Annotated in this window: 22 protein-coding genes; 13 read left to right on the top strand and 9 right to left on the bottom strand. The window is 60.5% G+C overall.

Translation table 11 applies throughout. The annotated features are described in order from the left end of the window. Positions 1-7 precede the first annotated feature (7 nt). The 5 genes from PSH80_RS25805 to gcvH all read left to right on the top strand — a co-directional run bounded on the left by PSH80_RS25805 (position 8) and on the right by gcvH (position 5839). Positions 8-1225, top strand: coding sequence for a 2-octaprenyl-3-methyl-6-methoxy-1,4-benzoquinol hydroxylase (locus tag PSH80_RS25805; RefSeq protein ID WP_164844859.1), 1218 nt, complete (start codon positions 8-10; stop codon positions 1223-1225). Between the two features lie 127 nt (positions 1226-1352). After that, on the top strand, positions 1353-2357 hold the full coding sequence (locus tag PSH80_RS25800; RefSeq protein ID WP_057440441.1) for an extracellular solute-binding protein: 1005 nt from the start codon (positions 1353-1355) through the stop codon (positions 2355-2357). A gap of 193 nt (positions 2358-2550) precedes the next feature. Beyond that, positions 2551-4167 (top strand): iron ABC transporter permease, encoded by a 1617-nt coding sequence (locus tag PSH80_RS25795; RefSeq protein ID WP_186624979.1) that lies wholly within the window; start codon positions 2551-2553, stop codon positions 4165-4167. Positions 4168-4323: 156 nt separating this feature from the next. Then, positions 4324-5406, top strand: coding sequence for a glycine cleavage system aminomethyltransferase GcvT (gene gcvT / locus PSH80_RS25790; protein ID WP_120734314.1), 1083 nt, complete (start codon positions 4324-4326; stop codon positions 5404-5406). A gap of 49 nt (positions 5407-5455) precedes the next feature. Next, positions 5456-5839, top strand: coding sequence for a glycine cleavage system protein GcvH (gene gcvH, locus PSH80_RS25785; RefSeq protein WP_057440440.1), 384 nt, complete (start codon positions 5456-5458; stop codon positions 5837-5839). Positions 5840-5881: 42 nt separating this feature from the next. Here gcvH and PSH80_RS25780 read toward each other — a convergent pair whose 3' ends face one another. The 7 genes from PSH80_RS25780 to PSH80_RS25750 all read right to left on the bottom strand — a co-directional run bounded on the left by PSH80_RS25780 (position 5882) and on the right by PSH80_RS25750 (position 12514). After that, a complete protein-coding gene (locus tag PSH80_RS25780; protein WP_057960935.1) occupies positions 5882-7021 on the bottom strand; it encodes a DegT/DnrJ/EryC1/StrS aminotransferase family protein in 1140 nt (379 codons plus the stop codon). 155 nt (positions 7022-7176) lie between these two features. Continuing rightward, positions 7177-8399 (bottom strand): IS3 family transposase gene (locus tag PSH80_RS25775; protein WP_162947727.1). Its coding sequence is split into 2 segments (ribosomal slippage): positions 7177-8048 and positions 8048-8399, totalling 1224 coding nucleotides; the frame shifts between segments, so codons are not numbered across the junction. Between the two features lie 102 nt (positions 8400-8501). Then, on the bottom strand, positions 8502-8819 hold the full coding sequence (locus PSH80_RS25770; RefSeq protein ID WP_057440438.1) for a DUF2388 domain-containing protein: 318 nt from the start codon (positions 8817-8819) through the stop codon (positions 8502-8504). Between the two features lie 69 nt (positions 8820-8888). Beyond that, entirely contained in the window at positions 8889-9335 is a 447-nt protein-coding gene (locus PSH80_RS25765; RefSeq protein WP_120734313.1) for an NfeD family protein, read from the bottom strand. A gap of 10 nt (positions 9336-9345) precedes the next feature. Next, a complete protein-coding gene (locus PSH80_RS25760) occupies positions 9346-10266 on the bottom strand; it encodes an SPFH domain-containing protein (protein ID WP_027608388.1) in 921 nt (306 codons plus the stop codon). A gap of 75 nt (positions 10267-10341) precedes the next feature. Further along, on the bottom strand, positions 10342-12087 hold the full coding sequence (locus PSH80_RS25755; protein ID WP_370693756.1) for a GspE/PulE family protein: 1746 nt from the start codon (positions 12085-12087) through the stop codon (positions 10342-10344). A 91-nt stretch (positions 12088-12178) separates the two neighbouring features. After that, positions 12179-12514 carry a hypothetical protein gene (locus PSH80_RS25750; protein ID WP_057960933.1) on the bottom strand — a complete coding sequence of 112 codons (336 nt, stop codon included), beginning with the start codon at positions 12512-12514 and terminating at the stop codon, positions 12179-12181. 127 nt (positions 12515-12641) lie between these two features. Between PSH80_RS25750 and PSH80_RS25745 the strand changes: the two genes are divergently transcribed. Continuing rightward, on the top strand, positions 12642-13112 hold the full coding sequence (locus tag PSH80_RS25745; protein WP_057440435.1) for an Lrp/AsnC family transcriptional regulator: 471 nt from the start codon (positions 12642-12644) through the stop codon (positions 13110-13112). Positions 13113-13206: 94 nt separating this feature from the next. On the opposite strand, the gene PSH80_RS25740 is transcribed toward PSH80_RS25745, so the two are convergent. Beyond that, entirely contained in the window at positions 13207-14574 is a 1368-nt protein-coding gene (locus tag PSH80_RS25740) for an inorganic triphosphatase (protein ID WP_057960932.1), read from the bottom strand. Positions 14575-14734: 160 nt separating this feature from the next. Between PSH80_RS25740 and argE the strand changes: the two genes are divergently transcribed. Both argE and argA read left to right on the top strand, forming a co-directional pair. Next, positions 14735-15883 (top strand): acetylornithine deacetylase, encoded by a 1149-nt coding sequence (gene argE, locus PSH80_RS25735; RefSeq protein WP_169960088.1) that lies wholly within the window; start codon positions 14735-14737, stop codon positions 15881-15883. Between the two features lie 135 nt (positions 15884-16018). Then, complete coding sequence (gene argA, locus PSH80_RS25730; protein ID WP_169989459.1) at positions 16019-17317, top strand: amino-acid N-acetyltransferase; 1299 nt, start codon at positions 16019-16021, stop codon at positions 17315-17317. Positions 17318-17388: 71 nt separating this feature from the next. Here argA and tauA read toward each other — a convergent pair whose 3' ends face one another. Beyond that, positions 17389-18375, bottom strand: coding sequence for a taurine ABC transporter substrate-binding protein (tauA, locus tag PSH80_RS25725; protein WP_120734310.1), 987 nt, complete (start codon positions 18373-18375; stop codon positions 17389-17391). Between the two features lie 369 nt (positions 18376-18744). Here tauA and PSH80_RS25720 point away from each other — a divergent pair, with 369 nt between their 5' ends. The 5 genes from PSH80_RS25720 (at position 18745) to ssuD (ending at position 23939) form a co-directional block, all read left to right on the top strand. After that, on the top strand, positions 18745-20070 hold the full coding sequence (locus tag PSH80_RS25720) for an OprD family porin (RefSeq protein WP_198791885.1): 1326 nt from the start codon (positions 18745-18747) through the stop codon (positions 20068-20070). Positions 20071-20242: 172 nt separating this feature from the next. Continuing rightward, positions 20243-20881: a peroxiredoxin gene (locus PSH80_RS25715; protein WP_057440433.1), complete on the top strand. Its 639-nt coding sequence runs from the start codon at positions 20243-20245 to the stop codon at positions 20879-20881. 228 nt (positions 20882-21109) lie between these two features. Beyond that, entirely contained in the window at positions 21110-21703 is a 594-nt protein-coding gene (gene ssuE, locus PSH80_RS25710) for an NADPH-dependent FMN reductase (RefSeq protein WP_200659968.1), read from the top strand. A gap of 93 nt (positions 21704-21796) precedes the next feature. Continuing rightward, a complete protein-coding gene (locus PSH80_RS25705; RefSeq protein ID WP_305418638.1) occupies positions 21797-22765 on the top strand; it encodes a sulfonate ABC transporter substrate-binding protein in 969 nt (322 codons plus the stop codon). A 25-nt stretch (positions 22766-22790) separates the two neighbouring features. Next, on the top strand, positions 22791-23939 hold the full coding sequence (gene ssuD / locus PSH80_RS25700) for an FMNH2-dependent alkanesulfonate monooxygenase (protein ID WP_057960927.1): 1149 nt from the start codon (positions 22791-22793) through the stop codon (positions 23937-23939). Positions 23940-23942 lie beyond the last annotated feature (3 nt).

Raw genomic sequence — 23942 nt, 5'->3', positions numbered from 1 at the left:
CATGGACATGCGCGCAGATGTGCTGATTGTCGGGGCCGGAATGGTCGGAAGCGCCCTGGCGCTGGCGTTGCAGGGCAGTGGCCTGCAGGTGCTGCTGCTCGACGGCAGCCCAATGAGCGTCAAGCCATTCGACGCCGATGCGCCGTTTGAACCGCGGGTGAGCGCCTTGTCGGCCGCCAGCCAGCGCATCCTCGACCGCCTGGGTGTGTGGGATGGCATCGCCAGCCGCCGCGCCAGCCCCTACGGCGAGATGCAGGTGTGGGATGGCAGCGGCACCGGGCAGATCCACTTTTCGGCGGCCAGTGTGCATGCCGAGGTGCTGGGGCATATCGTCGAAAACCGCGTGGTCCAGGACGCCCTGCTTGAGCGCCTGCACGACTGCGACCTGGGCCTGCTGGCCAATGCACGCCTGGAGCAGATGCGCCGCTCCGGCGATGACTGGCTGCTGACCCTGGCCGATGGCCGCACTTTGCGCGCGCCGCTGGTGATCGCCGCCGACGGCGCCAACTCGGCTGTGCGTCGCCTGACCGGCACCGCCACCCGCGAATGGGATTACCTGCACCACGCCATCGTCACCAGCGTACGCAGCAGCCAGCCGCACCAGCGTACCGCCTGGCAGCGCTTCACCGACCATGGTCCGCTGGCGTTCCTGCCGCTGGTACGAGATGGCCAGGAAGATTGGTGCTCGATCGTCTGGTCGACCACGCCAAGTGAGTCCGAACGCCTGATGGCCCTGGACGACGACAGCTTCTGCCGCGAACTGGAGCGCGCTTTTGAAGGGCGCCTCGGCAGCGTGGTCAGCGCCGACCCGCGTCTGTGCGTACCGCTGCGCCAGCGCCACGCCAAGCGCTACGTCGCCGAAGGCCTGGCGCTGATTGGTGATGCTGCCCACGTTATCCACCCATTGGCGGGGCAGGGGGTGAATCTGGGGTTCCTCGATGCCGCCGTGTTGGCCGAGGTGCTGCTAAAGGCGTGCGAGCGCGGTGAGCACTTGGCGGATGTGAAGGTGCTCAGTCGCTACGAGCGTCGACGCATGCCGCACAACCTGGCGCTGATGGCGGCGATGGAGGGCTTTGAACGGTTGTTCCAGGCTGACCAGTTGCCATTGCGCTGGTTGCGCAATGCGGGGCTGAAGATGGTCGACCAGATGCCCGAGGCCAAGGCGCTGTTTGTGCGCCAGGCATTGGGCTTGACCGGAGACCTGCCGGATCTGGCCAAGGCCTGAGGCCTTCTGTCGCACCTTAAATGGCATTCGTGCAACATCTCGTAACTCCTCCGGCCAGTGTTCGGTTGAGATGCTAAATGTGAGTCCTTATCATTTGCGCTCACTTTTCCTACGAGAGACCGCACCTATGTTGGCACCCAAGCGCCTCCTGACTGCCCTGGCACTCACCCTTATCGCCAGCACCACCGCCCAGGCGGCTGACGAAGTGGTGGTCTACTCCTCTCGTATCGACGAGTTGATCAAGCCGGTGTTCGACGCCTACACCAAGAAAACCGGGGTGCAGGTGAAGTTCATCACCGACAAGGAAGCGCCGCTGATGCAGCGCATCAAGGCCGAAGGCCAGAACGCCACCGCCGACCTGCTGCTGACCGTCGATGCTGGCAACCTCTGGCAAGCCGAGCAGATGGGCATCCTGCAGCCGTTCACCTCCAAGGTGATCGACGCCAACATCCCTGCGCAATATCGCGCTTCCAGCCACGCCTGGACCGGCTTGAGCCTGCGGGCGCGGACCATCGCGTACTCCACCGACCGCGTGAAACCGGCAGAGCTGACCACCTACGAAGCCCTGGCTGACAAGCAATGGGAAGGCCGCCTGTGCCTGCGCACCGCTAAAAAGGTCTACAACCAGTCGCTGACCGCCACCCTGATCGAGACCCATGGCGCAGAAAAGACCGAAGAACTCATCAAGGGCTGGGTCAATAACCTGTCCACCGATGTCTTCTCCGATGACGTCGCGGTATTGCAGGCAATCAACGCCGGGCAGTGCGACGTGGGGATCGTTAACACTTACTACTACGGCCGCCTGCACAAGCAGGACCCGAAGCTGGCAGTCAAATTGTTCTGGCCGAACCAGGGCGACCGTGGCGTGCACGTCAACCTGTCGGGCATTGGCCTGACCAAGTACGCCCCGCACCCGGAAGCCGCCAAGGCTCTGGTGGAGTGGATGACTACGCCTGAGGCGCAGAAGATCTTTGCCGACGTCAACCAGGAGTTCCCGGCCAACCCGGCGGTAGAACCCTCGGCTGAAGTGGCGAGCTGGGGCAAGTTCAAGGCTGACACCCTGCCGGTGGAAGTGGCGGGCAAGCGCCAGGCCGAGGCGATTCGCCTGATGGATCGTGCGGGCTGGAACTGAGTACAATTTGTAGGACGCCGCAGTTCTAGTGTGGGAGCGGCTTGTGTGGGAGCTGGCTTGCCTGCGATAGCATCACCCCGGTATCGCTGATAAACCGAGGTGTCTGCATCGCAGGCAAGCCAGCTCCCACACAAGCCCGCTCCCACAGTGCTTTGTGCAGGTTTCCACATCATCCACTGCTTGAGAATTCCTTTTGGCCCACCCCGCCCAACGCCGCTGGTACCTGCCAGTCTTCACTGTCGCCGCCCTGGTGCTGCTGCCGTTGAGCGTGTTGTTGCTGTCCTGGCAAAGCATCGACACGCAAATCTGGTCGCACCTGTGGGACACCCAGATGCCGCGTCTGCTGGGCAACACCTTGACCCTGGTGCTGGGCGTCGGGGTCGGTGTAACGGTGCTGGGCGTGAGCCTGGCGTGGCTGACCAGCCTCTGTGAGTTCCCCGGCCGGCGTTGGCTGGACTGGGCGTTGATGCTGCCGTTTGCCATCCCGGCCTATGTCCTGGCGTTTGTCTTCGTCGGCCTGCTGGACTTCTCCGGGCCGGTACAAACCCTGCTGCGCGAGTGGTTCGGCACGGGCCTGCGCCTGCCGCGCGTGCGCTCCACCAGTGGCGTGATCATCGTGCTGGTGCTGGTGTTCTATCCCTACGTCTACCTGCTGGCGCGCACCGCCTTTCTGGCCCAGGGCAAGGGGTTGATGGAAGCGGCGCGGGTGTTGGGCCAATCACCCTGGCAGGCGTTCTGGCGGGTGGCCCTGCCCATGGCGCGCCCGGCTATCGGCGCCGGCGTGGCCCTGGCGTTGATGGAAACCCTGGCGGATTTCGGCGCGGTGTCGGTGTTCAATTTCGACACGTTCACCACCGCCATCTACAAGACCTGGTATGGCTTTTTCAGCCTGTCCAGCGCCGCGCAACTGGCGAGCCTGCTGCTGTTGGTGGTGATGCTGGTGCTCTACGGCGAGCGCCGGGCCCGTGGCGCCAGCCGCCCGAGCAACGAGCGACCGCGGGGCAAGGCGCTCTATCACCTGAGTGGCTTCAAGGCCGCCGCCGCCACTGGCTGGTGCGCCCTGGTGTTTGCCTGCGCCTTTGTCATCCCGATGCTTCAGCTGCTGGCCTGGTTCTGGCAGCGCGGGCGTTTCGACCTCGATGAGCGCTACGCCGGGCTGATCATGCATACCCTTTACCTGGGTGGCATGGCCGCGTTGATCACAGTGAGCGTGGCGTTGCTGCTGGCGTTTGCCAACCGCCTGGCGCCAACCCGCGCCATCCGCGCCGGGGTCAGCCTGGGCAACCTGGGCTACGCCTTGCCGGGTTCGGTATTGGCGGTGTCGATCATGCTGGCGTTCAGCTATTTGGATCGCGAGTTGGTGATCCCTGTGTCCAGTTGGCTGGGCGGTGCTGGCAAACCGTTGCTGTTGGGCAGCCTGTCGGCGCTGCTGATGGCCTATCTGGTGCGCTTCCTGGCCGTGGCCTACGGTCCACTGGAAAACAGCCTGGCGCGCATCCGCCCGTCCTTGCCGGAAGCAGCGCGCAGCCTGGGGGTCAGTGGGCCACGACTGTTTTGCAAAGTGTATCTGCCACTGTTGTTGCCCGGCACCTTGAGCGCCGCGCTGCTGGTGTTTGTCGATGTGCTCAAGGAAATGCCCGCGACCCTGCTGATGCGCCCGTTCGGCTGGGATACGCTGGCGGTACGCATCTTTGAGATGACCAGCGAAGGCGAGTGGGCGCGCGCCTCCTTGCCCGCCCTGACCCTGGTGTTGGTCGGCCTGTTGCCGGTCATCGGCTTGATCCGACGTTCGGCGCGACGAATCGGTTAGGTGTCAGTCCTACGGCTTGAGGCTACAATGCGCGGCATTCGGTGCGGCCCGTCTTTCGGGTTGGGTTGCTGATTGTGGCTGCAAGCCTTGTATTTCAAGGTGTGTAGCCCGAACAGCAACCGTCCGCACCTTCGCCACGCCCGGAAGGAGAAACCCATGGGACAGCGTACGCCTCTGTATGACCTGCATCTCGCCCTTGGCGCGAAAATGGTCGATTTTGGCGGTTGGGATATGCCTCTGCACTACGGCTCGCAAGTCGAGGAGCACCATCAGGTGCGCCGTGACTGCGGGGTGTTTGATGTTTCCCACATGACCGTGATCGATATCTCGGGCCTGCAGGCCAGGGAATGGCTGCAGTACCTGTTGGCCAATGATGTCGATCGTTTGCATGGCTGCGGCCATGCGTTGTACAGCGCCATGCTCAACGAGCAGGGCGGGGTGGTGGACGACATGATTGTCTACCGCACCGAAGAGGGTTACCGGCTGGTGGTCAATGCGGCCACCCGCGACCAGGATATCGCCTGGATGCAGAGCCAGTTGGGCAGCTACCAGGTGCAGATGCGCGAACGCCCGGACCTGGCCATGCTGGCGATCCAGGGTCCCCAGGCCCGGCACAAGATTGCCGAGTTGGTCACCCAGTCTCGCGGCGTGTTGATCCAACAGCTCAAGCCTTTCGAGGGGCGTGCCGACGGTGACTGGTTTATCGCGCGCACGGGCTATACCGGCGAAGATGGCCTGGAAATCGTCCTGCCTGCCGATCAGGCCCCGGGGTTTTTCAACGACCTGGTAGGCGCGGGCATCTCGCCCATCGGCCTCGGTGCTCGCGATACCCTGCGCCTGGAGGCCGGCATGAACCTCTACGGCCAGGATATCCACCTGAATGTGTCACCGTTGGCCGCCAACATGGCCTGGAGCATCGCCTGGGAACCCGTCAGCCGCGATTTCATCGGGCGCGCCGCCCTGGAAGCCGAGCGTGCGGCCGGGGTGCAGCTCAAACTGGTAGGCCTGGTGCTGGAAGAACGCGGGGTTTTGCGCGCTCATCAAGTGGTTCGTATCGCCAATGTTGGCGAAGGAGAGATCACCAGTGGTAGTTTCTCTCCTACGCTGAGCAAATCCATTGCCCTGGCGCGTGTACCGATGGCAACCGCCGACCGTGCCGAGGTAGAAATTCGCGGTAAGTGGTACCCGGTGCGAGTGGTCAAACCGACCTTCGTGCGCCATGGTAAAACCTTGATCTAATCTTTTCCGGGCCAATGGCCGCTGACATTTCTTTTTGAGGACACAGACTATGAGCGATATCCCTGCCGCACTACGTTTTGCCGAAAGCCACGAATGGGCACGCCTGGAAGCTGACGGCAGTGTGACCGTCGGGATCTCCGATCACGCCCAGGAAGCATTGGGTGATGTGGTTTTTGTTGAGTTGGCTGAGGTGGGCAAAGTGTTCGCTGCAGGCGACGCAGCAGGCGTTGTGGAGTCGGTGAAGGCTGCTTCGGATATTTATTCGCCAGTGTCGGGCGAAGTGATTGCGGTCAACGAGGCGTTGGCCGATGCCCCTGAGTCGCTCAATGACAAGCCGTACGAGGCCTGGATCTTCAAGGTCAAGCCAAGCAATGCCGCCGAACTGGACAAGCTGCTGGATGCCGCTGGCTATAAAGCCGCCATCGGCGAATAACACCGCCCCCTGCAGGAGCCGGCAAGCCGGCTCCTGCAAAGGTCAGGGCTTGAGCGCCTGCTTCACCGCTGCGACAGCACGCTCCACATCCGCCTTGGTCATCGCTGTAAACATCGGCAACGACACAATCAAACGCCCGACTTTTTCCGCTACCGGGAACATGCCTTCCCTGAATCCCTGTGCCCGATACAAACTCAGCAAGTGGATCGGTGGGTAGTGATAGCCGATGCCCACGCCCTGAGCCTGCATGCGCTCCATAAACGTGGCGCGGGCCGGCAGGCCATCCCCACGCTCAGGCAGTACCAGTTGGAACAGGTGCCAGTTGCTGTTTTCAAAGTCCGCAGGCGGTAATTGTGCGCCGTACGTTGTCTCGAAGTCGCTGCCAAAACACTCGAAATAATGCCGGGCCAGCGCTTGGCGATGGGCAGTTATCTGCTCGATATGGGCAAACTGGCCCAGGCCAATGGCGGCGGCGATATCGGTCATGTTGAACTTGCCGCCCAATACATCCACGTCCAGGCCATCAAACCCGCTGCGGGTCACGCCTTGCAGGCGGTACTTCTCTGCCAGGCGCGCCTCCTCAGCATTGTTCAATACCAGGCAACCGCCTTCGGAACAGGTGATGTTCTTGTTCGCCTGGAAACTGAACGAGACAAAATCCCCGGTGGCGCCAATGCGCTGGCCATCCCAACGGGAGCCCAGCGCCTGGGCGGCATCCTCGATGATCCGCAGACCGTACTTGTTGGCCAGCGCGTAAAGCATCGGCATGTCCAGCGGCAGGCCGGCCAGGTACACCGGGATGATCGCCTTGGTGCGCGGCGTAATAGCCGCTTCCAGTCGGGCCAGGTCGATATTGCGGGTCACCGGATCAATATCGGCAAACACCGGCGTGGCGCCCACCTCCAGAATCACATTGGCCGTTGCCACCCAGGAAATCGGCGTGGTGATCACTTCATCCCCCGGCCCGACACCGGCGATGCGCAAGGCAATCTCCATGGTGCAGGTGCCGGAGTTGAAGGTGCGTACCGGCCGGCCGCCAAAATATTCCGACAGCTGCGCTTCGAACGCCTGCACCTTGGGCCCGCTGGTGATCCAGCCGGAACGCAACACATCACCGACCGCCGCGATGGTGGCTTCATCAATGGTAGGTTTTGAAAACGGCAGGAAGGGCAGTTGGCTCATGACGTTGAAGGCATCCGTTTTAAGAAGAACTAAGAATAAAAGCTCATATCAACCCCGGCATCGTCGCACGGGGCAACTGAATATAGCCTGTCGTCCGTGAACGAATCGTCGAACGACGTGTCTAGTCCTGAAATAGGTTTACACCTATTTCAGTCTCAAAACGCCCGATGCACTGCATCGGGCGTTTTGTATTTCAGGGACAGGTGTGGCCGTTCCCCGTTGTAGATCAGCACCGACTCATCCACCATTTTCACTGCGTCCGCCAGATTTTTAGGGCGATACAGCAGGAACTCGGTCTTCAAAATGCCGTTTATCCTCTCTGCCAGAGCATTCTGGTAGCAGTCATAGCCGTCGGTCATTGAGCATCTGACGCCATGACTAGCGTGCAAGCGTTGATAAAGCTCAGAGCAGTATTGGGCTCCGCGGTCTGAGTGATGGATCAGTGGCAGCGTGCTTCGGCGTTCGCCAACGGCCTTTTCCATCGCTTTGATCACCGACTCGGTATGCAAGCTCTCATGCACATGATGGCCTACGATCTTGCGTGAGTAGGCGTCTGTCACCAGGCTCACATAAGCCACGCTTTCCTGTGTCGGCAGGTAGGTTATGTCTGCAACCCAGACCTGTTCTGGCCTATTGGCCACGACCTGCTCCTGACCTGCTTTGAGCAGGTTGGGATGGCGGCGAAAGCGGTGATGACTGTCCGTCGTTTTGTGGTAAGCCCGTTTGCGCACAACCAGTTTTCGAGCATTGCGCAGGATGCTAAACAGGCGGTCTCTGCCGACCCGCACTGATGCGCCAACTTCGACGCTCATCAGGTAATGCAGCTTGCGCGTGCCTATCCGAGGCTGACGGCGGCGCTTTTCAAGAACAAAGTCCATGACTTCTTGATCTTGACGAGCTCTCTCGTCGAAAGCCCGATTGCGTTGGTAATACGCTTGGCGCGAAATGCCCATGAACAGGCAAGCCCTGGTGATGCTCAGGCCTTGGATTTGCCCTTGCGAGAGGACTTGCCGGGTCGCTTTTTTACGACGGAAACACCGTAGTCATTCTTCAGAACATTCACGACGGCTTCGAAGAATTGCGCTTTCTGATTGCTTAGCGCCAGCTGTTCTTCGAGTTCTTTGATCCGCTGCTCGGGGGTCAGCGGGAGGGTTGGCTCGGTCATGGACCTGCTCCTCGGCTCTCGAATTGAGGCGCCTTGGCTCCAGTCCTGCCGGCCGTACTTGCGTAACCAGACCAGTACCGTGGACCGGCCCTGGATGCCATAGCGCCGTTGAGCCTCTTTATAACTCAACTCGCCCTTTTCGACCTGGTCTACGACCGATAATTTAAAGGCTAACGTGTAGTCACGCTGGCTCCGCCTTTTGCCCGATTCCATTGACTCCTCCTGAAGATAGGTCAGAAGGTGTAAACCTTATTCAGGACGGGACAACGAGCGCAAAAAAGCCGCTTCATAAGCGGCTTTTTTGCGTGTCGTGTATTACTCGGCGGCGATGGCGTTCTTCGCCAGGATGGCGTTGGCCAGTTCCATGTCAGTGGCCTTCAGGCCGGGGTTGTCGGCACGCACTTTCTGCATGGCGGCTTCCAGGTAAGGGCCACGGATGCCGCCGTCGCTGGCGACGAAGCTACCGGCGTCGTCCTGGGCGGCGACTACCAGCTTGTGGTCCTTGAAGGTCAGGTACGTGGAGCCGGTGGTGGCGCCGGACGAGATGACATTACGCCAGAAGCTGTCGGCCATGGCCGATCCAACTGGGAGAGAGAGCACGGCGAGGGTGGCGACAGCATATTTGAGACGCATGATGGGTGACTCCGACTGGGTTATCTGAACGGTTTGATTGTAGATAACCCAGCCTAGTTCCATGACTGACTAAACAGTTTCGATCCGTAAAATCACGCCGTCCTGACCAATCACCCGTACTTGAGCCCCTGCAGGCGCATCGGGGCCGGTGACCATCCAGACGCCGTCACCGACCTTGATCTTGCCCCGGCCGTCGATAATTGCCTGATGCACCACAAAGGTGCGGCCAACCAGCTCCGATCCGCGCATATTCAGCCCTGGCTGGTCGCTGGCCTTGGCACTGCTGCGCTGGCGCTTCCACCAGTACACCGCCGTCAGTATGGACAGCACGGCAAACAGTAGCAGTTGCAGTTCCAGCCCAAGCCCCGGAATCAGGAACTTGAGTACGCCAACGGCCGCCGCCGCGATCCCCATCCACAGCAGATAACCGCCGGCACCAAACACTTCAAGAATCAACAGCACCGTGCCCAGCGCCAGCCAATCCCAGAACGACAGGTGTTGCAGGAATTCCCACATGGTGCCGGCCTCAGGCTTTCTTGTTGTCGAAGGTAGCCTTGACGATTTCGCCGATGCCGCCCACTGCGCCGATGACCTGGCTGGCCTCCAGCGGCATCAGGATCACTTTGCTGTTGTTGGCCGAGGCCAGCTTGCCCAGGGCATCAATGTATTTCTGCGCGACAAAGTAGTTGATGGCCTGCACGTTACCGGTGGCAATCGCTTCCGACACGACCTGCGTAGCGCGGGCTTCCGCCTCGGCCTGACGTTCACGGGCTTCGGATTCGAGGAACGCGGCCTGACGACCCCCTTCAGCCTCGAGGATCTGCGCCTGTTTCTTGCCTTCAGCGGTCAGGATTGCAGAAGCCCGCAGGCCTTCGGCTTCGAGGATCTGGGCACGCTTGATCCGCTCGGCCTTCATCTGACCGGACATGGCAGCCATCAAGTCGGCAGGCGGGCTGATGTCCTTGATCTCGATACGGGTGATCTTGATGCCCCAGGGAGCAGTGGCTTCATCGACCGTGCGCAGCAGCTTCTCGTTGATGCCGTCGCGCTGGCTGAGCATGGCGTCCAGCTCCATGGAGCCGAGCACCGTACGGATATTGGTTTGCAGCAGGTTGCGGATCGCATGTTCGAGGTTGTTCACCTCGTACGCCGCCTGGGCGGTGTTCACCACCTGGAAGAAACACACTGCGTCGATCTGCACCGTGGCGTTATCGGCGGTAATCACTTCCTGGGGTGGAATATCCAGCACGCTTTCCATGACGTTGATCTTGCGACCGATGCGGTCCATCACCGGAATGATGATATTCAGGCCCGGCTTGAGCGTATTGGTGTAGCGGCCGAAGCGCTCCACTGTCCACTGGTAGCCCTGGGGTACGACCTTGAAGCCCATGAATAGGATGGCAATGGCCAAGCCTACGAAGAGAAGAAGCACTGTTCCGATCTGCATAACGATTCCTTGTCTGGTGGTGGCGGTAACGTGAGGTCTGTCGATTGTAACGGGCTTGTCGCAGATAAGAGCGGTTTACTCGTTCGCAGGTGTAACCCTTAACACTTCTTCCAGGGTGGTCAGCCCCGCCGCAACCTTGTGGGCGCCTGACAATCGCAGGCTGTGCATGCCGCCCTTGAGCGCCTCGCGACGCAAGGCCTGCAGATCGGTATCGGCGCCGACCACGGCCTTCGCCGCATCATTCATCAGCATGATCTCGTAGACCCCGATGCGTCCACGATAGCCACTTTCTCGACACTCTGCGCATCCGTTGGCCCGGTATACGCTGGCGGGGGGCGGCGTGCAGGACTGGGTGGCGCTGCGCCAATCGTCCTGGTTCAGTGCCACCGGGCTTTTACAGTGCGGGCACAACCGGCGCACCAGACGCTGGGCCATGACCCCAATTAATGTGGCCTTGATCAAGTAATGGGGGATGCCCAGTTCCAGCAGGCGACTGATCGCGCTGGGGGCGTCGTTGGTGTGCAGGGTCGACAGCACCAGGTGGCCGGTTAATGCCGCCTGGATCGCCATTTCAGCGGTTTCCAGGTCGCGGATCTCGCCGATCATGATGATGTCCGGATCCTGGCGCATCAGTGCGCGGATGCCGCTGGCAAAGGTCAGGTCGATATTGTGCTGGACCTGCATCTGGTTGAAGGCCGGCTCCACCATCTCGATCGGATCTTCCACCGTACACAGGTTGACCGTGCGGGTCGCCAGATGTCGCAGGGTGGTATAGAGCGTGCTGGTCTTGCCTGATCCGGTGGGGCCTGTGACCAGGATGATACCGTTGGCCTGGCCGGTCATATGTTGCCAGCGCTGCAGGTCATCGGCCGACAGTCCCAACTGGGGGAAGTCCTGAAGCAGCACCTGGGGATCGAAAATCCGCATCACCAGCTTCTCGCCGAAGGCCGTGGGCAGGGTCGCAAGGCGCAGTTCTACTTCGATACCCGTGGGCGTCTTGGTCTTGACCCGGCCATCCTGGGGTTTGCGCTTCTCGGCGACATTCATCCGGCCGAGGCTTTTCAGGCGGCTGACCACGGCGGTCGTGACCTGGGGCGGAAACTGATAGACATCGTGCAGCAACCCATCAATACGGAAACGCACGCGGCCCTGGTCGCCGCCGGGTTCGATATGGATATCGCTGGCGCGCTGGCCGAAGGCAAATTGCAGCAACCAGTCGACAATGTTGACAATGTGCGCATCGTTGGCATCGGGCTCCTGGTCGCCGGCACCCAGGTGCAGCAGTTGTTCGGCGGGGACCGCCGTGGGGGTGGTCTGGTCGGCCCCGCTGACCGACCGGGCCAGCCGGAAGAACTCCTGGGTACAACTGCGGATCGTCTGGGGGTTGGCCAGTACGCGCTTGATCGAGCGTTTCAACACGTGGGCCAGGCCGGCCTCCCACTCTCGCAGGTACGGTTCGGCACTGGCCACCGTCACGCTGTCGCGATCAAGGGCGACGGCAAGGATATGGTGGCGCTGGGCGAAGGCGTGGGACATCAGGGGCACCATGCTTGCTACGTCGATTTTCAGCGGGTCGATGCGCAGATAGGGTTGCCCCACATGACTGGCGAGCCATTGCGTCAGTTGCTCCAGGGACAGCGCCATGCCGGGCCGGGCGGGATCGGGCAGTGACTGGTTGGCAAGCAATTCCAGCGGGTGCAAGCCATTGCCCGGGGTGCGCCGCAAGCGCTCGGCCAGGGCGTTGTCGAGCATGCCGTGGGCGGTGAGGGCGGGCAGCAGTTCGTCGAGGCAAAGCCTGCGATCCTGAAGTTCCTGGCGCAGCGGGCATGGTGGTTTCCTGGGCGGTTTCAAGTGGTAGCGCCAAGGCTAGTCCGGTCCTGGTTGCTGTCGCCCCGAGGGTTGTTGCCGCTTTTTACTGCGCCACTGCCTGTACGGTTTGCAGCCTCGTGGATTCAACGGGTTGCAGTTCGAGCGAGCACACGCTGATCAGGTTACGAAGTTTTTCGCCGATCACCTGGGCGCGGTGCCAGCTCAGGCCATCCATCACCACGTCGATGTTCAGCAGGTCTTCGTCGCGTGTCACGCTCACCTGTTGTGGCACCAAAAACTGCAAGGCGAAGTAATTGAGGATCCGACACAGCACATCGGGTTCAGCCTCGGCGAGGATCTGATAGCGCGCCTGGCAATGGCTGTTGCTGACTGCCCAGGCGTCGAGGCGCGTGGCTGGGCTGGCGGGGACTGAATGCATGGCCGTTCTCCGAGTTTGACTGGAGAAATTTTTACATGGGCTGTGGGGTATTTCTTATCTATGTTGGAGTGATATGCCTTATAAATGAATCAGACAATTCGCAGAATATGGATTGAAAGGTATTTTTATGCACAGTGAGTTGGATATCTACGACCGCCGGATTCTGGCGCTGCTCCAGGAAGACGCATCGCTCTCCAGCGCGCAGATTGCCGAACAGGTCGGCCTGTCGCAGTCGCCCTGCTGGCGACGGATCCAGCGGCTCAAGGAGGAGGGGGTGATTCGAGGCCAGGTGACGTTGCTCGACCGCAAGAAAATCGGCCTTAACACGCAGATCTTTGCCGAGGTCAAACTCAACGCCCACGGGCGTTCCAACTTCACGGAATTCACCGAGGCGATTCGCGGGTTCCCGCAAGTGCTGGAGTGTTATGTGCTGATGGGGTCGGTGGATTTTCTACTGCGCATTGTCACCTCGGATATCGAGGCATATGAGCGTTTCTTCTTCGAGAAACTGTCGATGGTGCCGGGGATACAGGAGGTCAACTCGATTGTGGCACTGTCGGAGATCAAGTCCACTACCAGTCTGCCAGTGTTGCGGTGAGAGGGCGGGTGTCATCGCGGGCAAGCCCACCTTCAAACCGGTCTCCTCTAGAAAGCTCGGTCAAATGTGTGTGGGCTTGCCCGCGATAGCAATCTTACATGCGCAACAAGGTCTTCCAGGCACGGTTCTGATACACCGCAATCACCTGATGCATCCGCGCATCCAGCGACTCATCGGTGATCGGCTGGTTGGCCAGTGCCGCCAACTTGTTCAGTTCACCGTACAAGCGATCCAGTTCTGGAACCTCCAGCAGGTGACGGGCATGGTGCAGCCAGGCCTGCAGACGCTCGATGCGCGGCAGTTGCTCGGCCAGGTCTTCCGGCTGTTGCTGGTAGCGCGGCAGGCGTAGGGCGACGGCTTCGTCGGCCAGCAGGCGTGGCAGCCAGTTGGCGACCTGGGCCGCACCTTGGCGGTTGCCGCGCACATTGCGCTCCAGGGTCCAGGTGCGGGCCAGCAGCCAGCGGGACGTGTTCAGTGAGAACAGGCCCCAGCGCACGTCGGTCAATTCTTCGAGGAACTGTTCCGGCGCGGCCTTGCGCACGTCTTCATCGTCTTCACCGGCCTGGACCAGCGGGCGCCAGTCTTCCAGCAGGGCGTCGAGGGCGCTGCGCAGTTCGCTGGTGGATTGGCGTGGCGCGGCCTGGCCAAGGCTGCCGATCAGGGCGCGCATTTCGGCGAGGTTGTCTACCCAGTCCTGCAACAGGCGCCAGTGACCGTTGAAACGGTACTGTTCGGCCAGGCGCTGGCTGCTGCCCAGCAAATGCCAGGTCAGCGCGGCGAAGGCGTCGTCCAGGGGCATTTCTGGTTGCAGTTGCGGGGCCGGCAGGCTCAGGGAATAGCTGTTGGCGTCGAACAGGCGATAACCGCGCTCGGCCTTGCTGATATCGCAGGGCATCAGCGCCAGGGTTTGGGCCAGTTCGGCAGCCAGTTCCAGCAGGGCGGCAGGTTCGCCTTCGCGCAGCTCCAGCTCCAGCTCGCAGATTTCTTCCTTCTGCTTGCCGGCAATCACATGGCCTAGGTCCAGGGCGGCTTCGATCACCACCTTGGCCTTGCCACGGCCCCAGGCGATCTCGGCACGTTCACGCACGAAGTCGGTGGTGAAGATCGGCTTGAGGGTCTTTTTGTCCAGCTCGGCCAGTTGCTCGGGCCAGCATTCGCCGTCGAGTTTCTTCACGTCGAGCTTGGCCTTGGCCAGTTTCCAGTCGTATTCATTACGCTCCGACAAGCCGGCAACGCTGTGGCCGCGGGTCTTGAGGGTCTGGATCACTTCGTCGCCATCCTTGCGCAGGCGCAGGGCAACCTTGGCCTGGGCCAGGTCGCGCTCGGGGGTGTCGAAGTACTGGTTCATCAACTCACGGCGTTCCCAGCCACTTTTGTTGCGTTTTTTCAGGAGCGGGTGCTCACGCAGCGCGGCGAGGGTCTCGCGACTGACGCGGAGCTTGATTTCGGTTTCTTTTTGCATGGCCGGAACATCCAGGATCGGGAGTGCAGCCGGGAGAATAGGTGGCTGCCAAGGTCGTGCAGTGTACAGGACTGAGCCGGGCAACGTGCCGCAACGGGTTTATTGTGCAGCGCAGATGGTTCTATGATGGGTTTCATCTGTGGAAGTTGAGAGACAGCGCATGCCTTTACCGTCCATGAAAGAACAATTTGCCGCCCTGATTGCCGCGCCCTCTGTCAGTTGTACCCAAGCGTCTCTCGACCAGACCAACCGCCCGGTGATCGACTTGCTTGCCACCTGGCTCGGCGACCTGGGTTTTGCCTGCGATATCCAGCAAGTCAGCCCCGGCAAATTCAACCTGTTGGCCAGCTTCGGCAGCGGCCCCGGTGGCCTGGTGCTGGCGGGGCACAGCGATACGGTGCCGTACGATGAAGCGCTGTGGCAGACCGATCCGCTGAAGCTGACGGAAGTCGACGGCCGTTGGGTAGGGCTGGGTAGCTGCGACATGAAGGGGTTTTTCGCGCTGGCCATCGAAGCGGTCCTGCCGCTGTTGGATCAACCGTTCAAGCAGCCGCTGCTGATTCTCGCCACCTGTGATGAAGAAAGCTCCATGGCCGGCGCCCGCGCCCTGGCTGCAGCCGGACGCCCGCTGGGGCGTGCCGCGGTGATTGGCGAGCCCACAGGCCTCAAGCCGATCCGCCTGCACAAAGGCGTGATGATGGAACGCATTGATATCCTCGGCCGCAGCGGCCATTCGTCGGACCCGAGCCTGGGCCACAGCGCCCTCGAAGCCATGCATGACGCCATGGGCGAGCTGCGCGGCCTGCGCCTGGCCTGGCAACGGGAGTACCGCAACCCACAGTTCAGTGTGCCCCAGCCGACCTTGAATTTCGGCTGCATCCACGGTGGCGATAACCCCAATCGCATTTGCGGCCAGTGCTCCCTGGAGTTCGACCTGCGGCCCTTGCCCGGCATGGATCCCCAGGTGTTGCGCGAGGCCATCCGCCAGAAACTGCGGCCCATCGCCGAGCGCCATCAGGTGCAGATCGACTACGCGCCGCTGTTCCCCGAAGTACCGCCCTTCGAGCAGCCTGAAGACGCCGAACTGGTGCGGGTCGCGGAACGATTGACCGGTCATCGTGCCGAAGCAGTAGCGTTCGGCACTGAAGCGCCTTATCTTCAGCGCCTTGGTTGTGAAACCCTGGTACTCGGCCCTGGGGACATCGCCTGCGCCCACCAGCCGGGCGAGTACCTTGAAATGTCACGCTTGACGCCTACAGTGCGTCTATTGCGGGAATTGATTGAACATTACTGCCTCAAGCCTGCATAAATTAACCCCATTGCATCCCGTACTTAAAAGGAGAGCGAGCGTGTCGCCAAGCCTGTTCCGACGATAACCATCAGCCCGCTGTGCGTTTAGCGATTCATCCTTTTTTGGCTGCTTTTTATTACAGGCCCAGGTTTTATGCCCGAATACGTCAATTGGCTTCGCCACGCTTCGCCCTACATCAATGCCCACCGTGACTGCACCTTTGTGGTCATGCTGCCGGGTGATGGTGTGGATCACCCCAACTTCGGCAATATCGTCCATGACCTGGTGCTGCTGCACAGCCTCGGCGTGCGCCTGGTACTGGTGCATGGTTCGCGCCCGCAAATCGAAACCCGCCTCGCCGCTCGCGGCCTGACCCCGCATTACCACGATGGGATGCGCATCACCGATGCCGCGACCCTGGAGTGCGTGATCGACGCGGTCGGCCACCTGCGTATCGCTATCGAAGCGCGGCTGTCCATGGACATGGCGTCCTCGCCGATGCAGGGCTCGCGCCTGCGGGTGGCCAGCGGCAACCTGGTGACCGCGCGGCCTATCGGCGTGCTGGACGGCATCGACTACCACCACACCGGCGAAGTGCGCCGGGTCGACCGCAAGGGTATCAACCGCCTGCTCGACGAACGCTCCATTGTCGTCCTGTCGCCCCTGGGCTATTCGCCGACCGGGGAGATTTTCAACCTGGCCTGTGAAGATGTGGCCACCCGCGCCGCCATCGACCTGGGCGCCGACAAGCTGCTGCTGTTTGGCGCAGACCTGGGCCTGATCGACGAAAACGGCCGGCTGGTGCGCGAACTGCGCCCGCAACAAGTACCGGTGCACCTGCAGCGCCTGGGCAACAATTACCAGGCCGAACTGCTGGATGCGGCGGCCGAGGCCTGTCGTGGGGGCGTGGGGCGCAGCCATATCGTCAGTTATGTCGAGGACGGTGCGCTGTTGACCGAGCTTTTTACCCGCGACGGCGGCGGTACCCTGGTGGCCCAGGAGCAGTTCGAACTGGTGCGTGAGGCGGCGATTGAAGATGTCGGCGGCTTGCTGGACCTGATCAGCCCACTGGAAGAACAGGGCATTCTGGTACGCCGCTCCCGGGAAGTGCTGGAGCGGGAAATCGAGCAATTCAGCGTAGTGGAACGCGAAGGCATGATCATCGCCTGCGCTGCGCTGTACCCGATTGCCGACTCGGATGCTGGCGAACTGGCGTGCCTGGCGGTCAATCCGGAGTATCGCCATGGCGGCCGTGGCGATGAGCTGTTGGAGCGCATCGAAACCCGCGCCCGCACCCAAGGCTTGAAGACCTTGTTCGTGCTGACGACCCGCACCGCCCACTGGTTCCGCGAGCGCGGCTTTGTGCCGAGCAGCGTGGATCGCCTGCCGTCGGCGCGGGCCTCGTTGTACAACTTCCAGCGTAACTCGAAGATCTTCGAAAAGACCCTGTAAACACGGTATTCGGTACACCCAATACCTAATGTGGGAGCGGGCAAGCCCGCTCCCACATTCTTTGTCCGGGTTTATTCTTTGATGAATTTTCCGGTCACATAGGCCGAATAGTCCGGTAACACGGTCTCTACTTTCCCTTGTTCCTTAAGAAACTTCGCCGTCTCCCCAATGGCCTTGGCTGTCCCACCATTGAGCAAGGCGTCGGTTCGCTGCGCCTGTGCATCGGGGAAGGTGCTGCCTTCCAGCAGTTCGGGGATGTCTGCGGCGTTTGCGCCGGTCAACCGGGCGATCTTTTGCACCGGGGCGGAATCCACCGTCCAGCTGCTTTTATTGGCTGCATAGTCGGCAAACGAATCCAGGGTGATCTTGGCAAACTTGGCCACGACCTCCGGATGTTTCTCGGCAAAGTCCTTGCGCACTACCCACACCTCGAACGTCGGCGCGCCCCATTGGCCCACCTCGGTGGCGTCGGTCAACGTCTTGCCGGTCTTGCGGATTTCTCCCAGGGCCGGCGACCAGACAAAGGCGCCGTCGATATCCCCGCGTTTCCAGGCTGCGGCAATTTGCGCCGGTTGCAGGTTCACCACTTTCACCTGGCGGGTGTCCAGGCCCCAGTGTTTCAAGGCCCCGAGCAGGCTGTAGTGGGATGTGGAGACAAAAGGAGTGGCAATGGTTTTGCCGATCAGGTCCTTGGGTGCGTCAATTTGGCTACCGTTACGCACTACCAAAGCTTCAGAACTATTGATTTGAGCCGATACGATGAACGCCACAATGGGTAGATTACGGGATGCGGCGGCCGCCAACGGGCTGGAGCCGAGATTGCCGATCTGCACATCGCCTGAGGCAATCGCGGTGATGACTTGCGGGCCACTGTTGAAGCGGCGCCAGTCGATTTTCTCGCCAATGGCTTGTTCGTAAAGACCATCGGCCTGGGGCACTTTGCTCGGATCAATGCCGGTCTGGTAGCCGATGGTGAGGTTGGCTGCCTGCACGCCAATAGAAAGTGTAAGCGATAGTAAAACTGTAACAAATTGACTAGAGGATGCGCGTTTGGCCATGATGGCGTCGCCTTTTTGATCGTGAGTGACGTGTGCAAGATTCTGCTCACACTAAACGATCTAAAAAATGGCCAACAAATACCCTTTGGGAATTAGCTTATGGAGCGATACCCCACTGCGGGCTAGTTGCTCCATGGAAAGTGTTATTCCTGAATAGTATGAAAAAGGATGAAATAATTCTTTTTGGGTGTATGAAAAACTCATTACCCTGCAAGGACCAAATCAACTGCGGTTAGACGAAAGTAGTAGACACACAAGGTTACGATTGACTTGTCAGTCACTATCTGGCGCTAATCGCGCATCTGTGGATCGAGGGCGTCAGACCCGAGACCAAAGAACTACAAAAATTAGAAACGAGAGGAGCGGTACATGAAGAAGTCCACATTGGCGTTCGCCATCGCGGCTGGGGTTTTGGCTCAGCAAGCAGGCGCCGCTGGTTTTGTTGAAGACACCAAGGCATCCGTCAGTTCTCGGACCCTGTATTTTGATAACGATCAACGCGAAGGCGGTGCTGACCAGCGCGAAACGGCCACTGGCCTGAAGTTCAACGTCCAGTCTGGTTTCACTGAGGGCACCGTTGGTTTTGGTATTGATGCCCAGGCATTGGTCGGCATTCACCTGGACGGTGGCCGTGGTCATCACCCAGACAACAACTCTTTCGTTCCAAGCGACACCGACGGTTCGGCTGTGAGCAATTGGAGCAGCGCGAGCGCCAACGTCAAAGCCCGCTTCTCCAAGACCGAAGCGCACCTGGGTGGCGCTCTGGCGCCAAACCTGCCGATTCTGATTGCAAGCGACGGCCGTCTGCTGCCACAGACCTTTGAAGGCGGCACTGTCACTTCCAAAGAAATCGACAATGTGACGTTTAACGCCGGTCAACTTGAGCACGCCACCGGCCGTGCTTCGACCAACAGCACGGGCCTGTCTATCGCGGGCGCTACTCAGGAAAGTAACCAGTTCCGCTTTGGCGGTGCTGATTGGAAGGTCACCAAAGACCTGACCTTGCAGTACTACTACGCCAACCTGGAAGACTTCTATAAGCAACACTTCCTGGGCCTGGTTCACGTCTACCCGATCACCGAAGGTCAGTCGTTCAAAACCGACGTGCGCTACTTCGATAGCAGCTCCGACGGCAAGAATGGCCAGGCTGGCTATCAGTTCAGCAACAACGGCGGTTACGCGAAGGACGCTGGCGAGGTTAATAACAAAACCTGGAGCGCCATGTTCACTTACACCTTGGGTGGCAGTGCGTTCCTGCTGGGTCACCAGCGCGTCAATGATGATGGCGGTTTTGTCTGGATGAACCAAGGCAACGTTGTCGACGGCAATGGTCGTAACGAAGGTGCCGGTGGTTCCAGCTTCTACCTCTTCACCGATAGCATGATCAACCCTTTCGTGCGTGCGGGTGAAAACACCACCTTCGGTCAGTACTCCTATGACTTCGCTGCGTTGGGCGTTCCAGGTCTGAAAACCTCGATTGTTTACCTGCGTGGCGACAACATCAAAGCCAAGAACGGTGGCAGCGACCAGTCCGAGTGGGAGCGCGATATGCGCATCGACTACACCATCCAGCAGGGTGCCCTGAAAGGCTTCGGCACCACGCTGCGTCACGGTGTCTATCGCGGTAGCGGTACCGGCGTTCAGGACCAGGATCAGACTCGTCTGATCTTTAACTACACTTACAGCTTCCTGTAAGCCAAGTTAAGAAAAAAACCTCGCGTTTATCGCGAGGTTTTTTTTTGCATGATGGCCCACGTGCAGACTATTCATATTCATTTATCATCTAAACAAATCGATATTTATTCTTTTTAAATTACTCCAGGCACAGGCACAGTGGGTTCCATAAGCACCCATCAGGAGCCACACCATGAGCCTCAGACTGGGCGATATCGCCCCCGACTTTGAACAGGATTCCAGCGCCGGCAAGATTCGTTTCCACGAGTGGCTGGGCGACAGCTGGGGTGTGTTGTTTTCCCACCCGGCGGACTTCACCCCGGTGTGCACCACCGAGCTGGGTTTTACCGCCAAGCTCAAGGACGAGTTCGCCAACCGTGGAGTCAAGGCCATTGCCCTGTCGGTGGATCCGGTGGACTCTCACCACAAGTGGATCGAGGACATCAACGAAACCCAGCACACCGTCGTCAATTTCCCGATCCTGGCGGATGCTGACCGCAAGGTCTCGGACCTGTACGACCTGATCCACCCCAACGCCAACGACACCCTCACCGTGCGTTCACTGTTCGTGATCGACCCGAACAAAAAGATTCGCCTGACCATCACCTACCCGGCCAGCACCGGGCGTAACTTCCATGAAATCCTGCGGGTCATTGACTCGCTGCAGCTGACCGACAACTACAAGGTCGCGACGCCGGCCAACTGGCAGGACGGTGATGAGGTGGTGATCGTGCCTTCGCTCAAGGATGAGGAAGAGATCAAGAAACGCTTTCCCAAGGGCTATCGTGCGGTGAAGCCCTATCTGCGGCTGACCCCGCAGCCCAACCGGTAACCCGCTCCCACAAGTTAATCGCATTTCAGGACTTACATAGCAGGGGTTTTCAGGCCGTTTCGACGGCCTTTTTTTTCGCCCGCCGAATGCTCTTTCTCATATGCAATTTAAGAATAAACAAATGAATAAATAAGATTTATAGATATATAAATCTGCTGATATGGTCTGTTCCATCTTGGCGCCATCGCTGCACTGCGAACCGCCGACACTTGCTCAAGGAAACTCCAGATGCTGGTCGTAACACTTGGTGGCAGTCCCAGTCAGCGTTCCCGCTCCGGGGTCTTGCTGGATCATTCCCGGCGCTGGTTGCAGCAGCAAGGCGTGGAAGTGGTGAGTTATCAGGTGCGGGACTTCCCGGCCGAAGATTTGCTGTATGCCCGCTTTGACAGCCCGAAGGTGCTCGACCTGCTGGCCCAAGTGGCCAATGCCGATGGTCTGGTGATTGCCACGCCGGTGTACAAGGCCTCGTTTTCCGGCGCGTTGAAAACCGTCCTCGACCTGCTACCGGAACGGGCCCTGGCCCACAAAGTAGTGTTGCCCATGGCCACCGGCGGCAGCATTGCCCACATGTTGGTGGTGGATTACGCCTTGAAACCAGTGCTGTCGGCGCTGAAAGCCCAGGAGCTGCTGCACGGGATTTTTGCCGAAGACAGCCAGATCGCCTACGGCGAAGGCAGTGCCCAGGCGCAGTTGGTGCCGATCCTTGAGCAACGCTTGAGCGAAGCCCTGGAGCAGTTCTACAGCGCCATGGCTCGCCGCCCGCAACTGCTGGACCCCCATGTGTTGAATGAACGTTTGTTGAGTGCTCGCTGGAGCATCTAAGCCGAACCCGAATACCAGAAACCCTCACCTTACTCAGCCGCCAACGGCCAAGCAGGTGCAGCCACAACCCTCATCGTCAATTTGGAGAGCGCCATGCGCACTGTCATCTTGCGTCGGGGCCTGGTCGCACTGTTTGCTGCGGCTGTGTCCTTCGGCGCCATTGTTCAAGCCCAAGCCGCAGAAATCCTGCGGATCGGTTATCAGAAGTACGGCACCCTGGTGCTGCTCAAGGCCAAGGGTACCCTGGAAAAACGCCTGGCTGAGCAGGGCGTGAACGTGCAGTGGACCGAATTTCCCGGCGGCCCGCAGTTGCTGGAAGGGCTGAATGTGGGCTCCATCGACTTTGGCGTCACCGGCGAGACTCCGCCGGTGTTCGCCCAGGCCGCCGGTGCCGATCTGCTCTACGTCGCCTACGAACCGCCAGCGCCGACCAGCGAAGCCATCCTGGTACCCAAGGACTCGCCGATCACATCGGTGGCCGAGCTCAAGGGCAAGAAAGTCGTGCTCAATAAGGGCTCCAACGTGCATTACCTGCTGGTGCGCGCCCTGGAAGACGCTGGCCTGAAATACACCGACGTACAGACCGTGTTCCTGCCACCCGCCGACGCCCGTGCCGCCTTCGAGCGTGGCAGTGTCGACGCCTGGGTCATCTGGGACCCGTACCAGGCGGCTGCCGAGAAGCAACTGCAAGCCCGCACCCTGCGTGACGCCACCGGCATTGCCGATAACCACCAGTTCTACCTGGCCACCAAGCCTTACACCGAAAAACACCCCGAGGTAATCAAGGCGCTGATTGAGGAAGTGCGCGCCGTGGGCGAATGGTCCAAGGCCAACCCTCAGGAAGTCACTGAGCAAGTCGCACCGCTGCTCGGCCTGCCGGCTGACATCACCCTGACTTCGGTGAAGCGCCAAGGCTACGGCGCGCTGTTCCTGACCCCGGCAGTGGTAGCCGCCCAGCAGAAAATCGCCGACAGCTTCTACCAACTCAAATTGATTCCCAAGCCCTTGAGCATCAAGGACGTGATCTGGACGCCACCTGCGAGCGTTGCCAAAGCGCCGTAATCCGATTTCTTCAGGAGACAACTCCATGAGCCTCACTATTTTCTGGTTCCTGCCTACCCATGGCGACGGCCATTATCTGGGCACCGCTGAAGGCGCTCGTGCCGTGGATCACGGCTATCTGCAACAGGTGGCCCAGGCCGCTGATCGCCTGGGCTTTGGCGGGGTGTTGATCCCTACCGGACGCTCCTGCGAAGACTCGTGGCTGGTGGCCGCCTCGTTGATCCCGGTGACCCAGCGTTTGAAGTTTCTTGTCGCTCTGCGCCCCGGGATCATTTCCCCGACAGTGGCGGCGCGGCAGGCGGCGACCCTGGACCGGCTGTCCGGTGGCCGGGCGCTGTTCAACCTGGTGACCGGCGGTGATCCGGAGGAGTTGGCCGGCGACGGTCTGTTCCTCAGCCATGAGGAGCGTTACCAGGCCTCGGTGGAATTCACCCGCATCTGGCGTCGCGTGCTGGAAGGCGAAACCGTGGACTACGACGGCCAGCACATCAGCGTCAAAGGCGCCAAGCTGCTGTACCCGCCGATCCAGCAACCTCGGCCGCCGCTGTATTTCGGCGGCTCTTCCGAAGCGGCCCAGGACCTGGCAGCCGAACAAGTGGAAATGGTCCTGACCTGGGGCGAACCGCCGGCTGCGGTGGCGGAAAAAATCGAACAGGTGCGGGCCAAGGCGGCCAAGCTCGGGCGCACCGTGCGCTTCGGTATTCGCTTGCATGTGATCGTGCGTGAAACCAACGAGGAGGCATGGAAAGCCGCCGACAAACTGATCTCCCACCTGGACGACGACACCATTGCGCGGGCCCAGGCATCCCTGGCGCGCTTTGATTCGGTGGGCCAGCAACGCATGGCCGCCCTGCATGGTGGCAGTCGCGACAACCTCGAAGTCAGCCCCAACCTGTGGGCCGGCGTCGGCCTGGTACGCGGCGGTGCCGGCACGGCGCTGGTGGGCGACGGGCCGACCGTGGCGGCGCGGGTCAAGGAGTACGCGGACCTGGGCATCGACACCTTTATCTTCTCTGGCTATCCCCATCTGGAAGAGTCGTACCGGGTCGCGGAGCTGCTGTTCCCGCACCTGGATATCGAACGTCCCGAGCTGCCGAAAAGCGCCGGCTACGTCAGCCCGTTTGGCGAAATGGTGGCCAACGACATTCTTCCCAAAGCCGCGTCGCAGAGCTGAGGC

Origin of the sequence: Pseudomonas sp. FP818 (assembly GCF_030687335.1) — a bacterium.
Lineage (GTDB): Bacteria > Pseudomonadota > Gammaproteobacteria > Pseudomonadales > Pseudomonadaceae > Aquipseudomonas > Aquipseudomonas shahriarae.
The sequence above is the reverse complement of the archived record's forward strand: the minus strand, read 5'-3'. Positions and strand labels throughout refer to the sequence as shown.

What these genes read in the sequence shown, in the direction of transcription:
- PSH80_RS25805 (WP_164844859.1), top strand. Translation starts at nt 8, where the DNA reads ATGCGCGCAGATGTGCTGATTGTCGGGGCCGGAATGGTCGGAAGCGCC.
- PSH80_RS25800 (WP_057440441.1), top strand. Translation starts at nt 1,353, where the DNA reads ATGTTGGCACCCAAGCGCCTCCTGACTGCCCTGGCACTCACCCTTATC.
- gcvT (WP_120734314.1), top strand. Translation starts at nt 4,324, where the DNA reads ATGGGACAGCGTACGCCTCTGTATGACCTGCATCTCGCCCTTGGCGCG.
- gcvH (WP_057440440.1), top strand. Translation starts at nt 5,456, where the DNA reads ATGAGCGATATCCCTGCCGCACTACGTTTTGCCGAAAGCCACGAATGG.
- PSH80_RS25780 (WP_057960935.1), bottom strand. Translation starts at nt 7,021, where the DNA reads ATGAGCCAACTGCCCTTCCTGCCGTTTTCAAAACCTACCATTGATGAA.
- PSH80_RS25770 (WP_057440438.1), bottom strand. Translation starts at nt 8,819, where the DNA reads ATGCGTCTCAAATATGCTGTCGCCACCCTCGCCGTGCTCTCTCTCCCA.
- PSH80_RS25765 (WP_120734313.1), bottom strand. Translation starts at nt 9,335, where the DNA reads ATGTGGGAATTCCTGCAACACCTGTCGTTCTGGGATTGGCTGGCGCTG.
- PSH80_RS25760 (WP_027608388.1), bottom strand. Translation starts at nt 10,266, where the DNA reads ATGCAGATCGGAACAGTGCTTCTTCTCTTCGTAGGCTTGGCCATTGCC.
- PSH80_RS25750 (WP_057960933.1), bottom strand. Translation starts at nt 12,514, where the DNA reads ATGCATTCAGTCCCCGCCAGCCCAGCCACGCGCCTCGACGCCTGGGCA.
- PSH80_RS25745 (WP_057440435.1), top strand. Translation starts at nt 12,642, where the DNA reads ATGCACAGTGAGTTGGATATCTACGACCGCCGGATTCTGGCGCTGCTC.
- PSH80_RS25740 (WP_057960932.1), bottom strand. Translation starts at nt 14,574, where the DNA reads ATGCAAAAAGAAACCGAAATCAAGCTCCGCGTCAGTCGCGAGACCCTC.
- argE (WP_169960088.1), top strand. Translation starts at nt 14,735, where the DNA reads ATGCCTTTACCGTCCATGAAAGAACAATTTGCCGCCCTGATTGCCGCG.
- argA (WP_169989459.1), top strand. Translation starts at nt 16,019, where the DNA reads ATGCCCGAATACGTCAATTGGCTTCGCCACGCTTCGCCCTACATCAAT.
- tauA (WP_120734310.1), bottom strand. Translation starts at nt 18,375, where the DNA reads ATGGCCAAACGCGCATCCTCTAGTCAATTTGTTACAGTTTTACTATCG.
- PSH80_RS25720 (WP_198791885.1), top strand. Translation starts at nt 18,745, where the DNA reads ATGAAGAAGTCCACATTGGCGTTCGCCATCGCGGCTGGGGTTTTGGCT.
- PSH80_RS25715 (WP_057440433.1), top strand. Translation starts at nt 20,243, where the DNA reads ATGAGCCTCAGACTGGGCGATATCGCCCCCGACTTTGAACAGGATTCC.
- ssuE (WP_200659968.1), top strand. Translation starts at nt 21,110, where the DNA reads ATGCTGGTCGTAACACTTGGTGGCAGTCCCAGTCAGCGTTCCCGCTCC.
- PSH80_RS25705 (WP_305418638.1), top strand. Translation starts at nt 21,797, where the DNA reads ATGCGCACTGTCATCTTGCGTCGGGGCCTGGTCGCACTGTTTGCTGCG.
- ssuD (WP_057960927.1), top strand. Translation starts at nt 22,791, where the DNA reads ATGAGCCTCACTATTTTCTGGTTCCTGCCTACCCATGGCGACGGCCAT.